This is a genomic window from Haliscomenobacter sp., from assembly GCF_033763495.1.
Lineage (GTDB): Bacteria > Bacteroidota > Bacteroidia > Chitinophagales > Saprospiraceae > Haliscomenobacter.
The window spans coordinates 1-13,718 of sequence record NZ_JANRKL010000015.1; the positions used below are offsets into that span (position 1 = coordinate 1).

Annotated in this window: 8 protein-coding genes; 4 read left to right on the top strand and 4 right to left on the bottom strand. The window is 47.3% G+C overall.

The annotated features are described in order from the left end of the window. Positions 1-156: 156 nt before the first annotated feature. The gene (locus SFV55_RS00980) at positions 157-1,395 is read right to left on the bottom strand and encodes a serine hydrolase domain-containing protein (protein ID WP_320027573.1); all 1,239 of its coding nucleotides are present in this window, start codon (positions 1,393-1,395) and stop codon (positions 157-159) included. 208 nt (positions 1,396-1,603) lie between these two features. Between SFV55_RS00980 and SFV55_RS00985 the strand changes: the two genes are divergently transcribed. The 4 genes from SFV55_RS00985 to SFV55_RS01000 all read left to right on the top strand — a co-directional run bounded on the left by SFV55_RS00985 (position 1,604) and on the right by SFV55_RS01000 (position 10,128). Beyond that, complete coding sequence (locus tag SFV55_RS00985) at positions 1,604-3,481, top strand: sensor histidine kinase (protein ID WP_320027574.1); 1,878 nt, start codon at positions 1,604-1,606, stop codon at positions 3,479-3,481. After that, positions 3,478-4,227, top strand: a complete 750-nt coding sequence (locus SFV55_RS00990; RefSeq protein WP_320027575.1) for a LytTR family DNA-binding domain-containing protein — start codon at positions 3,478-3,480, stop codon at positions 4,225-4,227. Before SFV55_RS00985 ends, SFV55_RS00990 begins: the two co-directional genes overlap by 4 nt. 121 nt (positions 4,228-4,348) lie before the next feature. Further along, positions 4,349-7,012, top strand: coding sequence for a T9SS type A sorting domain-containing protein (locus SFV55_RS00995; RefSeq protein WP_320027576.1), 2,664 nt, complete (start codon positions 4,349-4,351; stop codon positions 7,010-7,012). 236 nt (positions 7,013-7,248) lie between these two features. Next, positions 7,249-10,128, top strand: coding sequence for a VPS10 domain-containing protein (locus SFV55_RS01000; RefSeq protein WP_320027577.1), 2,880 nt, complete (start codon positions 7,249-7,251; stop codon positions 10,126-10,128). 109 nt (positions 10,129-10,237) lie between these two features. Here SFV55_RS01000 and SFV55_RS01005 read toward each other — a convergent pair whose 3' ends face one another. From SFV55_RS01005 to SFV55_RS01015, 3 genes are all read right to left on the bottom strand, one after another. Further along, entirely contained in the window at positions 10,238-10,975 is a 738-nt protein-coding gene (locus tag SFV55_RS01005) for a hypothetical protein (protein ID WP_320027578.1), read from the bottom strand. 208 nt (positions 10,976-11,183) lie between these two features. Continuing rightward, positions 11,184-12,296: a 3-isopropylmalate dehydrogenase gene (gene leuB / locus SFV55_RS01010; protein ID WP_320027579.1), complete on the bottom strand. Its 1,113-nt coding sequence runs from the start codon at positions 12,294-12,296 to the stop codon at positions 11,184-11,186. Between the two features lie 182 nt (positions 12,297-12,478). Next, on the bottom strand, positions 12,479-13,648 hold the full coding sequence (locus SFV55_RS01015) for a 2-isopropylmalate synthase (RefSeq protein ID WP_413776677.1): 1,170 nt from the start codon (positions 13,646-13,648) through the stop codon (positions 12,479-12,481). Positions 13,649-13,718: the final 70 nt, after the last annotated feature.

Below are 13,718 nucleotides of genomic sequence, written 5' to 3' on the forward strand. Positions count from 1 at the left end.
ATCATCAACGATGAATCCAAAACCTTTGGATTCGTTGAAAAACTTTACTGTTCCAGTATGCATTGGAAAAAACTAAAATGGTGATATGGCGATTTGCCAGGACAAAGATACACCTTTTTTGCTAAGAAATTGATTTTCATGCAAAAAAAAACCGAATTACTCCTTCGCCTCCAATACCCGCTTCACCAAACCATCCATTCCATCCCCCTTTAACCATCTGGCAACCACCACAAAATCCTGATCAGGCAGCACAAATATCACGTTGTTTCCATTGCCCAAATGCCAAAAAGCAGTTGCGGGAGCACTCGGCAAAGCCTTTTGATCCGTGTTCAAAAAGTAGTTCATGAAGCCATAATCAGTTTTGGCCTGGGTTGGAGTAGTGGCCATTTTGTACCAATCTTCAGAAAGCAACTGTTGCCCCTTCCACTTGCCTTTGTGCAAACTCAGGTAACCAAAACGCGCCATATCATATGCATGGATGAACATGCCACCGCCCCAGTGGCCACCACCACTCACCGATTGAACTACTTGCCCATCCATCAATACCCAGGAGTTGTCGTAGCCATACCAGCGCCAGGTATTAGATGCGCCGATGGGGTCCATGATGTATTCTTTAAGCACCTGAGGTAAGGGGCGCCGCCAGATGTTGAGTGTAGCCAGTGCCAAAACGTTGACTCGGCAATCATTGTATTCATACACTGTACCCGGTGTAGCCCTAACTGGGTTGAGCCATGTTTTTGAATCCTGGGCCGGGCGGTCCGCCCAATCTGGCTTGCCCCACAGCGTTCCTTGCCAGGAGCTGGTTTGCCGCAAAAGCTGATCCCAGGTGATTTTGCGATTGTGCGGAGTATCGAACAAATCCAGAAGCTGGGGCTGGCCCATGGCTTCAGCTCTGTCGAAACGTTTTCCCGGTTCCATTACCCAGATCGGGGCCATGTAGGGATAAACGGTGTCGTGCACACTTTTGATCATCCCTCGGTCTACGGCCAGGCCAACAGTGCTGGAAACCATACTCTTGGTGACGCTAAAGGTCATATCGACCCGATTGGGTTCTCCCCATTCAGCTACGATGTACCCTTTGTAGATGATCAAACCGGTTGAAGGCCCCCGTGCTTTGAGTGGCCCTACGGCTTCTCCAAAAGGCTCCCGGCCAAAACTTTGGTAATGGGCCAGTTCCAAATCGCGGGTGGTGCTGGATTCTTGCTCCTGAGCGTATTGAATGGCTGCTTTAATTTTAGCTGGATTTAATCCCAGGGATGCGGGGTCGCGTTTTTCCCAGTTTTGGGCACTGGGGAAGTAAATTTCGGGAGTTGGGCTTGGGCTTAGGGTGGCTTTTTTCTTTTGGGCAAAAAGAAAAATTGGCAAAAACAACAGCAGGAAAAGCCATTTTTTCATGTTGGACTTTTTAAGGTAAACGGAATCTGTTGACAGTATAGGGCCGCCAGTATGCCACCCGCAGCAATCAGGAGCATGGCCTAAAGATAATGGAATCCAGCGATAACTAAATGAGGATGATCGAACACTCGGCCAAAGCATGCGTGGTTTCTCCAATTCAATGCAGCAGGGTATCTTTGTTTTGCGTCTACCCAGAAACCGATCTTTCATGAAAATCCCATCTTTTTTCTATTGTTTGCTTGTCCCTTTTTTACCGCTGTTTGGACAAACTCAGGATCAGTGTGAATGCGCTGAAGAACTGCGCTTGCGGCCCAGGATTATCCAGTTTTTTAATGCCGGGAAAGTGGATTCTGCCGTATTGGAATTTGAAAAAATTCGCAGCGTAGGCACCGCTGCTTGCCGCATTTCCTATTGCAACTCAATGGCCCAGTACTATTTCAACAAAAATGATATCCGGCAGGTGTCTAGTCTGATGCAGGAGGAAAAACGGCTTCTGGATTCCGTGCAATGTGCGCACAAGGCTTACGCCAGGTACTTCAACACGTACGGCAACTATTTCCTTAACCAAAACCAATACCAAAAATCTGCTGATTATTTCCTAAAAGCGTTACGCCATGGGGAAATGGCAAAATATGTTTTCGCTCAACAACGAGCGCTAACCAGCCTTTCCGTCATTTTTTCCCAAACCGAGCAGCATGAAAAAAGCCTGGTGTATCAAAAGCAGGCAGAAACTTTGGCCAGAAAAATCAAGAATAAGGATGAACTGGGGATTGTATTGTCTCGACAGGGAGCTACTTACAATAGCCTCTATGAGCAAAATCACGACAAGAAGTACCTTGATTCGGCTTATTTGGCAGCCAAAGCGGGCCTGTTTCTGGGACGAAAATTGGGTAACGTTCACACCCAAATCGATGCCTACCTCGGATTGGCGACCCAGGCCCTGTACAATAGGCAGTTTAACCAGACCTTGCGATTGGCGGATAGTGTGCTGCAACTTTTGCCAAAGGATTTGCACCATTTGTACCGTTACCAGGCCTTGCGACTAAAAAGTCAGGCCTTGCAGGAACTTCGCCAAACTCAGCAAGCCGCATTGTATGCCGATTCGGCCCAGATGGAAGCCCAATTGTTCAACCCCCAAATGCAGATCAATGCCTTGAAACAGGTTTATGCAATACAGAAGAGCCTAGGGCACCACAAACAGGCCTTGATGGCTTATGAAAAAATGAGTAAGCTCAAAGATAGCCTGAGCACCCTCGCTCAATTCAATGCCATTAACGAATTGGAACAACGGTACCAAGGCATAAAAAAAGAAAAAAGCATTCAGGAACTAACCCAGTCCAGAAAAATCACCCTCCTGCACAACCAACTGCTTTTACTGGCAATAGCTGCTGCATTTTTGGTTATTTTTTCTCTGGTGTTTTTACTTCGTCAACGCACCTTGCAGGCGAGACAGGTGACCCTGGAAAAGGAGCAACGGCTCAACAGGGCAAGGATGAATCCTCATTTTTTCTTCAATGCCCTGGTCGCCTTACAAGTCCTGGCCATGCGCACCAACGACGGACGAAGCATTGCTCTGTACCTTTCCAAATTTGCCTCCATCATGCGGCAAATTCTGGAGAGTACCTACCTGGAATACGTGAGCCTGGCGCAGGAAAAAGCCTTTTTAGAAAAATACCTGGAGTTGCAGCGTTTACGTTTTCCGGCCACTTTTGAATATTCCATTTCAGTGGCAGAGGGATTGGACTCGGAACACATGATGTTGCCACCAATGTTGATCCAGCCAATTGCTGAAAATGCCATTGAACACGGATTTCGGCAAAATGATCGGCAGAACGTACTGCAGATTCGGTTTATGGCTACAAAAGATCAGCAGTTGATCCTGGAGGTAGAAGACAATGGGCAAGGTTTGGATCAACAATTGGAGCAGAAAAAAAATCACCTTTCCCGCGCCAGTCAAATCATTCAGGACACCCTCTCCATTCTGCGGCAGCGGCACCGCTGTAATGCTCATTTTACCCTGGCAAACAAACCTGGAGGTGGCGTCATTGCCCAGATTTTTTTACCCTTGATCGTCAAAGCCGGATGAAAATACTAATCGTTGACAATGAACCGGCCCTCCGGGAAATGTTGCACCTGATGTTGGAGGCTTTTTGCCCGGAAGTCAAAACCATTCTTTCCGCGAGTTCCATTCAAGAAGCCAAAGAGGCGTTAAGGCAACAGTTAATTGATTTGTTGTTCTTGGATGTGGAACTCAATGAAGGAACTGGCTTTGATTTGTTGCGCCAAATCGAAGTGCGCAGTTTTCAGGTCATTTTCATCACAGCCCACAACCAGTATGCGATTGATGCCTTCCGCTACAGCGCCATCGATTATTTACTTAAACCAATAGAGCCAGAACTACTGGTGCAAAGTGTTCAAAAAGCTGTACATAATATTAAAAACCAACAGCTCAGCTCCCAGATTGATTTCCTCCTGTCCAGGCTTGGACACCAACACCCAGACCAATCCAGGCGTATCGCCCTAAAAGATGCTGAACGTATTTATTACCTGCGCTCAGGCGAGATCAATTTTTGCGAAGCTGCGGGCACCTACACCCGTTTTTTTCTGGAAGATGGTCGTTGCATCACCGTATCCAAAAACCTTAAGGAATTTGCACAAATTCTGGAGCCATTGGGGTTTATCCGAACCCATAACTCTTACCTGGTCAATCGGGAAAAAGTACTGCGCTTTGAACGGAATACCGAAAGTTTGATTCTGGAAGACAACCAATCGGTGCCCTTGTCCCACCGGAAAAGAGAAGCAGTACTCCGGCTGTTAGAGCAGTTGCACTGACGTTTATTTCCCTACCTGTAACACTTATTCATCCAGAAGCCACATCTATCTATATGTGGCTTAAGGTTTGGCAAAGCTGCCCAATTTTACGGCACAAAACTGCTAACAAACCTTTTATCATATGTCCCAATACTGGAAAACCCTGCTCTGTTTTCTATTGACCACAGCAGCATACCTCAATCTTTTTGCGCAAGAGTCCTGCGGATTCAACCCAACTGCAGAACAAATTGCCCATTTTGACCGTACTCGCCTGCAACGGCAACAATTCAATCCATTGCGTTCGACCTCTTCGATTCACTGGATTCCCATTCAGTTTCATGAATGTATCGCCACCAGTGGAGTTAATGCAACCCCAAGAATCAGCTACGATTACATCACTCCTTGTTTGACCGACTTGAATGCTCTGTTTGGTTCTTACGGCATTCAGTTTTACGAGTGCAGTGCCAAAACCAATTTTGCCAACAACACCTTGTATGGCTTTGATTCAAGTGAAGAACCGCAGCTCAGCGCCCAAGACGTACCCAATGTCATCAATGTGTATTTGTTCCAAGCGGTAACGATTGGGGGCAATCCGGTTTGTGGGTACAGCAGTTTGCCACCCAGTGCTGACCGCATCATTCTGGCAAAGGGCTGTACCGATGATCCTGTTGTTTTTCTGCACGAAATGGGCCATTACCTAGGATTGTACCACACGCATGGCAAAACCGGCGTGAGTGACGAATTGGTGAATGGCAGTAACTGTAGCACCGCCGGGGATGAAATTTGTGACACCCCCGCCGACCCCAACCTGGCCAGTGGTGGAATGATGTATGGCTGTAGTTATGTTGGTAATTTCCGCGATGCCAATGGCGATCTTTATCAGCCAGACCCCACCAACATCATGTCCTATGCCCATGTGCAGTGTAAAAACCGTTTTACACCCCAACAGTTAACTCGCATGGCCTATACTGCCCTCAACGACCGGGCTTACCTCAGCAACGGCTGCCCTCATCCCAATGATTGTACCAATCAAATTACGACCTTGCCTCAACACTTTGATTTTGAAACTGGCTTGGAAAATTGGTCGAATACCTGGATTTACCCAGATATACAAGCAAATTTCATTCGCGGGACCGGTTCAACACCTACTCCAAATACGGGCCCGGATGCGGCCTATTCGGGCAATTATTATCTTTACGTGGAGTCTTCTATCGACAGCAATTTGTGGGAGCGATACGGCTTGTTGCGCAGCCCATGTTTTGATCTGCGAGGCTATGCAGCCCCCAAGATGTCGATACGCTATCATGCCTTTGGAAATAATATTCTGGAGTATGCGGTACAGGCAAGTACTGATGGTGGGATTACTTGGAGTTTTTTACCACAAGATCTCTTGTTTTATTCCAATCAGGGCACAGGCAATGCCTGGCAGCAAGCCATTTGTGATTTGAGTCCTTATACCAATGTGCCCAATGTGCAATTCCGCATTGGCTGTTTTTTGGCAAGCGGGAACGAGGCGGATTTCGCAGTTGATGACATTCACTTTTACAATGATGGACAAAATTGCAGTCTCAGCCTTACCAATACAGTGTTGCCTCCGGCTTGCAACGGTGGCGGAAATGGCCAAATCACGGCTCTGGCCACTGGTGCAAATGGGCCCCTGGAATACCTCTGGTCCAATGGAGATACTACCGCCATATTGACGGGTTTGAGTGCTGGTACCTACTCACTCACGGTAACTGACTCCTTGGGCTGCGTAGCAAGTGCGGTTGTTGCGGTACAAGATCCACCATCACTTCAAGCCAATCTTACCCCTACCAATATTGCTCTACCTGGGCAGTCTACTGGATCAATCTCCACGAGTGTAAGTGGAGGTGTGGCTCCGTATTATTACGTATGGTCCACCAATGCTACAACGTCAAATATCAATGGCCTCGCCGCAGGTACCTACACAGTTACAGTCATCGATTCCAAGGATTGCCAGGTCGTTCGTTCAGTTACGATCACGGAACCAGCTAGTGGATGTGGAACTGTGTACAGCAATTTTCCCTGGAGTGGCAGTTTTGAATCCAATTTCATCATCTTTGAACGAGTCTTTGGCTATCAGACCAATTGGGTGCGCCGTAGTGCTGCCACACCAAATGCCAATACTGGACCCGATGTAGCGCAACACGGCTCTTTTTATGCCTTCATTAATTCATCAAATCCCAATCAGACTGCGGTATTACAAACCCAGAAGTGTTTGAATTTAACCGGCGTGAGCAACCCCATTTTGGAATTCAATTACCATATGTACGGAGCACAAATGGGCGTATTGAACGTGGAAGTCAGCACCAACAATGGCGTATCCTGGACCACAGTATGGACCCTTGCGGGCAATCAGGGCAATCAATGGCACAAGGCTACTGTTGATCTCCAACCCTACAATAATGGCACTACCCGCATCCGTTTCCGGGGGGTAACTGCTTCAAATACGAGCGATATGGCTTTAGATGCCTTGTACATCGGGCCAGCTTCTGGGGGCCAAAATTTGCAAAGCACTTCCCTGCAAGCCAGCCCTGTAGCCCAATCAGCCTTGAAAGTTTATCCCAATCCGAGTACAGGAATGATCTACTTTGAAGCTGAGACAGCCCAAGAATGTAGCAAAGTAGAAGTATTCAATTACGCAGGCCAAAAAGTTTGGATATCAGCCAACAACGAGCCTTTGCAGCAAATTGATTTGTCCATGCAAAAGGATGGCATCTATATGCTTCGTGCGCTGGTTGACGGAGCGGTAATTGTGAAAAAGATTATGATCAAACGGAACTAAACAGGATGGAGCGAACCTCAGTTTAATGTTTTAGTTTAGCCTAGTTACCGAAATTGAAGGAGTGCATCGTAAGGTGTACTCCTTTTTTAGTGGTTACAATGCAGCAAATTATGGTTGTTTAGCACTGTTCAGAGTGCATTCATCTCTAAAAAAGTACCAGCGCTTGGGCGATCCTGCAAGAATCCCTATTTTCACCCATCACTTACATGGATTAGTTTAAACAAGCACATTCACCAATGAAACCATTTTTACCCATACTTCTGCTTTGCGTGAGTATTGCCCTGCAAGCACAGCCTTCGGCTACACCCGCTGCCCAACGGATGCAGAGCATGTTGCAACAACGCAAGGCCTTGGAAAGCAATTCCCTGGTTAATGGCGTCGAGTTTCGCAATATCGGCCCTACTGTACACAGTGGACGCATCGTTGATGTAGATGTAAGAGAGGACGACCCCAGCCATTTCTACGCTGCCTTTGCTTCGGGTGGTCTTTGGAAAACCACCAATAATGGCATCAGTTTCGAACCTCTTTTTGACAAGGAGGCCGTGATGACCATCGGGGATGTAGCCGTCAACTGGAAAAACAACATCATTTGGCTGGGTACGGGTGAAAACAACTCCAGCCGTTCTTCTTATGCCGGAGCCGGGATGTACAAAAGTACCGATGGAGGCAAAACTTGGCAACACCTGGGCCTGGAAGAAAGCCACCACATCAGCCGCATCATTTTGCACCCCACTGATCCCAATACTGCCTGGGTTGCTGTGCTGGGGCATTTGTACAGCCCCAATAAGGAACGGGGTGTTTACAAAACCATTGATGGAGGCAAAACCTGGAAATTGACCCTCTTTGCCAATGAAAATGCAGGTGCTGCCGATTTGGTCATCGATCCTCAAAACCCAAATATCCTTTATGCTGCTACCTGGCACCGGGAGCGTCGGGCCTGGAATTTTGTGGAGGCTGGCACAGGTACAGGCTTGTACAAAAGTACTGACGGGGGAAACAAATGGACTTTATTGAGTACTCCAACTGCCGGTTTTCCAACCGGAGAAGGAGCTGGCCGGATTGGTTTGGCCATTGTTCGTTCTGGTGGAAAAGCAGTGCTGTACGCAGCCATTGACAATTACAACCGTCGGGCGCCTGAAACTCCCGATGTGCCGGATATGCTCACCAACGCGCAATTGCGTACCATGAGCAAGGAGCAGTTTTTGGCTTTGAAAAAATACCAGATCAAGGAATACCTGACTGGCAACCGTTTTCCGGCCGATCTGACGGTGGAAAAGGTAAGCGAAATGATCAAATCGGATAAGGCCAAACCCGCTAGTCTGGTTGAATTTACAGAAGATGCCAATTCTCTGTTGTTTGAAAGCGAAGTGATTGGCTTGGAAATTTACCGCTCAGATGATGAAGGCAAGTCCTGGAAACGCACCCACAAGGATTATCTCGATCAGGTGTACAGTAGCTACGGCTACTACTTTGGTCAGGTGCGGGTAGCTCCAAATGACCCCAATAAAGTGTATGTTTATGGAGTGCCCGTTTTGCGCTCCAATGATGGAGGTAAAACCTTTCGCAGCATTGACGACGACAATGTGCACAGTGACCACCATGCTTTGTGGGTCAATGGCAAACGCCCCGGGCACCTAATCCTCGGTAACGACGGGGGCATCAATATCTCTTACGATGATGGGGAAAACTGGGTACACTGCAATACGCCTGCTGTAGGCCAATTTTATTACATCAACGTGGACATGGCCACTCCTTACAACGTATATGGTGGTTTGCAGGACAATGGTGTTTGGATGGGCCCAAGTACCTATCAAGCTGGAAGTGGCTGGTATTCCAGTGGGCAGTATCCTTACAAGCGTATTGGTGGCGGTGACGGGATGCAGGTGATGGTGGATACCCGCGATAATGCTACAGTATATTCTGGATCTCAGTTTGGAAATTATACCCGCCTGAACACCCGCACGGGTGAGCGCAAGTTCATCACCCCTCGCCACAAATTTGGAGAGCGCCCTCTACGCTGGAACTGGCAAGCACCGATCCATTTGTCGGTACACAACCAGGACATCCTCTACATGGCTTCGAACAAACTGCACCGTTCCTTCAACAAGGGTGACAATTTTGAAGTAATCTCTGGCGATTTGACCCAAGGGGGTAAAAAAGGAGATGTGCCCTTTGGTACCCTGAGCTGCATCCACGAATCTCCGCTCAAATTTGGCTTGCTCTACACGGGCTCCGACGATGGGTTGATCCACGTCAGCCGTGATGGTGGGGTGAGCTGGAAACTGATCACCAATGGCCTGCCGAAAGACCTGTGGGTGGCGCGTATTCAGGCATCTAGTTTTGTGGAAGGCCGGGTTTATGTGGCCCTTAACGGCTACCGTTACGATGATTTTACGCCCTACCTCTATATGTCGGACAACTACGGTGAAACCTGGACGGCAATTGGTAAAGACTTGCCGATGGAGCCGCTCAACGTGGTGAAAGAAGACCCGGTGAATCCTGATCTCCTGTACGTTGGTTCCGATCATGGCTTATACATTTCCCTGGATCGGGGCAAAAGTTTCCAATTGATGAACAACGGCCTACCCGCCACTCCGATACACGATGTAGTGATCCACCCGCGTGAACGCGAGATCGTGGTAGGCACGCATGGTCGCTCTTTGTACATCGGCGAAGCCAAAGAAATGCAACAACTCAAGGCGGATGTACTGGCAAGTACCATCAAAGCATTTGAGCCCGATGCGCCGCGTTGGTCACCACGTTGGGGCGCTGTGTTTGCGGTTTGGGCGGATACGGGTAAAGCGGAGATGAAGTTCCCTGTGTATGTCAATGCGGCCGGAAAGGTAAAGATCAGCATCAAATCAGACGATGTGGTGCTCAAAACCTTTGACGCGGACGCCAAAAAAGGCTTGAATTACCTGAGCTACAACCTTACCATGGATGCGGACAAAGCTTCAGTAATGGATCAGAAGCTGAACAAGGCACGCAAGGATGATGAGCGGCCTACTACCTTGAAAGCCGCGAAAGATGGCAAAATGTATTTGCCACGTGGGGATTACAAGGTGGTGTTGAGTAAGGATGGGAAGGAGAGTGAGGTGAAGTTGAGCTTGAAGTAGTAGCACGAGGAAATAATTTTCACAAAGGGCACAAAGGCAGCACAAAGGGCACAAAGTTAGACGTTGACAAGGTTCTCGCTTGGGGTTCTTTGTGCTGCCCTTTTTTATTTTAAAGATTGCTGTGGTATACACCATAAAACTCACCATCTTCTCGAAGCGAATCAATAACATTTAGCAGATCGGTTTTGGAATGTTCTGATAGCCACGATGCAATTTCTTTTTTGGCTACCAAGTAATGGTGTAAAGTGATTTTGGAATCCTTGCGATAAAATTTCCATGGACGATCTATGGTGCGTAATTTTTTAATTGGCCATCTTCCTATTGTGTCCAAAGCGTTTTTCTCATACGTACCTGTGTTATTGAACTGAAGTGCTAAACCTTCATCAAACCAGCACGGTAGTTTTTGATAATAAACCCACCAATTTTTCCCCAATCTAGCAAACAACTCTGTATGACATAATTCATGACTAATGATCTCCACATATAAGCCATCGTTAGGCAGGATGACGTAAGAACCCAATCGAGTCAATGCAAGCACCCCTTTCATCCCATATTTTGAGTAAGCCCTTTCATTATGGCAATATATGATTGTGGCCTCATTGCTAAACCCTGTCCAGAATGTTTTAGCCTCATTTTTGGAGCGCTTAAAAACGTAAACCAAGGTTTTCAAAGTCTCTTCAGGAGTATCTATACTAACGAAAATCGGAGTATTTTCAACAACAATCCTTCGAAATTCTTTGCTTTGTGACACCAAAAGGCAACGCAAATCACGGTGATGAAATATAAGTATAAGTCCGATTGTGAATGGGACGGATAATAAACTAAATATTAAAATTTTCTTCTTCATCTCTCTTCAGCGCTGGCGCTGGTACAAGTCTCCAGACTTGTACCAATATCAGCACGTCTTTGACGTGTATGTTACTCAATATTTTCACATTGCTTGTGCGTCAGAGACGCGAAAATATTGGTACAAATCTGGAGACTTGTACCAGCTAAGCTGCGTCTGAGTCGCTTCAGCAGCCTCAATCTCCCTCAACCTTCTCAACTTAAAAAAATCAAATAATCGTCGCAACCCGTTCACCCATCACACTAATACTGTGCGCCAAATCATAATGATCGGTAATCAAATGATCGATCATATCACCCATTTGGGAACAAGAGTATACCGTATCCAGGTGCAATTCAGCCGTACCAATGCCTTTCTCCAGGGCGTTGCGCACTTTGTGGCGCACCACGGATGCTTCTTCGTACAATTTAAAATGATCCAACATCATGGCAACCGAAAGGATAGTTGCAATAGGATTGGCAATATCTTCACCCGCAGCCAGTGGAAAAGAACCGTGAATGGGTTCAAATAGGGGAGTACCATCACCAACAGACGCCGAAGGCAGCAAACCAATGGAACCCGTGATGGCGCTCGCTTCATCTGAAAGAATATCTCCTATCAAGTTATCGGTCAAAATGATGTCGAATTCCTTAGGATTCAACACAATTTGCATGGCTGCATTATCGGCGTTCAGGTATTCCAATTTTACCGTTGGATAATTCTGGGCCAATTTGCTCACTGTTTCTCGCCACAGGAGTGAAGATTCTAATACGTTGGCTTTTCCTACCAGGGTCAATTTACTGCGTCGCTTGGTTGCTTGTTTAAAAGCCAAGCGGGCAATGCGCTCGATTTCACGGGGGTGATAAGTCGTGACATCGTAAGCGCTACCATCAGCGTTACGGCCTTTTTCCCCAAAATAAATGCCCCCCGTCAACTCGCGGTAAATGATAAAATCAACATTTTTGACCCTTTCTTTTTTGAGAGGAGAAAGGTGCAGAAGGGAATTGACGGTGCGCACCGGACGGATGTTGGCAAACAGGCCCAGCTTTTTGCGCAACTGTAGCAGCCCTTGTTCGGGACGGGTTTGTACGGTGGTCTGGTCATCGTATTTGGGATCACCAACCGCCCCGAACAAAATGGCGTCACAACGTTGTACTCCTTCGAGGGTATGATTAGGTAGGGGAGTGCCGTACTTTTCGATGGCGGCAGCTCCAATGTCGAAATAATGCAATTGGAATTGGTGATGGAATCGGTCGGCAATGGCTTCCAGCACTTTGACGCCTTGTTCAACTACTTCCGGGCCGATGCCATCGCCGGGGAGTATGGCAATTTTTTTTTCCATGGGATACCAATAATTTGTCAGTAAAAAGGACTATCACAATTGGGTTTGATCATTAGACGCAATAAAATAGAAAAAGGTTTCCTTTTGGCAACACCAAAATGGGAAACCTTTTTCTTTCCTCAATAACGAATGAAAAGTTGATAATGCGTCTTAAGGCAAAGTAAAATTTTGGTAATATTTAGTTAAATAACTGTTGCCAATTCTTTGGCTTCGGCAATAATGTGTTCCAAATCGTTGTCGTCGATCTCTTTTTTGCGGTCGGCCCATTCCAAAAACTTGCCGTAAGTGACATCCAATTCGTCTTTGGTCAGGTTGTGACCAATTTCTTTGGCGCGGAAAGCCAGGGCAGCACGTCCACTGCGGGCGGTCAACACAATTTTCGACTGGTCGACACCCACTTCTAATGGATCAATGATTTCATAGGTTTCACGCTGCTTGATCACCCCATCCTGGTGAATACCGGAAGAGTGAGCAAAAGCATTTGCGCCTACGATGGCCTTATTCGGCTGTACGGGCATACCCATCCGATCACTGACCAATTGGCTGGTAGGGTTCAACAGCTTGGAGTTGATGCCCGTGGTAAAGCCCAGATAAGGATGTTGGCGTAAAATCATGACCACTTCTTCCAGTGAAGTGTTGCCAGCGCGTTCGCCAATCCCGTTGATGGTACATTCTACCTGTCGTGCTCCGTTTTGCACCCCGGCAATGGAGTTGGCCGTGGCCAGCCCCAGGTCGTTGTGGCAGTGGGTGGAAAGGGTGCATTTGTGAATGCCCTTCACGTTTTCGTAGAGGTACTTGATTTTGAGGCCATACTCCTCCGGTAGGCAATACCCTGTGGTGTCCGGGATGTTCAAAACCGTTGCTCCGGCAGCCACTACGGCTTCGATGACCCTGGCGAGGTACTCATTGTCGGTCCGTCCAGCATCCTCTGCGTAAAATTCTACATCCTCAACGAAGGATTTAGCGTATTTTACGGCGGCAACGGCGCGTTCGATGATTTCTTCGCGGGTGGCTTTAAATTTGTGGAGGATGTGCGAGTCTGAAGTACCGATGCCCGTGTGGATACGTGGGCGTTTGGCGTATTTCAAAGCCTCGGCGGCAGTTTTGATGTCTTTTTCCACCGATCGGGAAAGCCCACAAACTACGGGGTCCTTTACGGCTTTACAAACGGCTTCCACCGATGCAAAGTCACCAGGACTGGAAATTGGGAAACCCGCCTCGATGACATCAACACCCAGTTTTTCCAGGGCCAATGCCAACTCAATTTTCTGTTCGGTGTTCAACTTACACCCTGGAACCTGTTCCCCATCCCTTAAGGTGGTATCAAATATGTAAATCCTGTTGCTACTCATTGGTGCGGATTTTGTATGTTTGCTGTCTTCAAAGATATTTTGTTGGTTAAGCGGCTTAAAATCAAAATCA

Excerpts from the sequence above, each read along its gene's own strand:
- SFV55_RS00995 (WP_320027576.1), top strand. The coding sequence starts at position 4,349 with ATGTCCCAATACTGGAAAACCCTGCTCTGTTTTCTATTGACCACAGCA.
- SFV55_RS01000 (WP_320027577.1), top strand. The coding sequence starts at position 7,249 with ATGAAACCATTTTTACCCATACTTCTGCTTTGCGTGAGTATTGCCCTG.
- SFV55_RS00990 (WP_320027575.1), top strand. The coding sequence starts at position 3,478 with ATGAAAATACTAATCGTTGACAATGAACCGGCCCTCCGGGAAATGTTG.
- leuB (WP_320027579.1), bottom strand. The coding sequence starts at position 12,296 with ATGGAAAAAAAAATTGCCATACTCCCCGGCGATGGCATCGGCCCGGAA.
- SFV55_RS00985 (WP_320027574.1), top strand. The coding sequence starts at position 1,604 with ATGAAAATCCCATCTTTTTTCTATTGTTTGCTTGTCCCTTTTTTACCG.
- SFV55_RS00980 (WP_320027573.1), bottom strand. The coding sequence starts at position 1,395 with ATGAAAAAATGGCTTTTCCTGCTGTTGTTTTTGCCAATTTTTCTTTTT.
- SFV55_RS01005 (WP_320027578.1), bottom strand. The coding sequence starts at position 10,975 with ATGAAGAAGAAAATTTTAATATTTAGTTTATTATCCGTCCCATTCACA.
- SFV55_RS01015 (WP_413776677.1), bottom strand. The coding sequence starts at position 13,648 with ATGAGTAGCAACAGGATTTACATATTTGATACCACCTTAAGGGATGGG.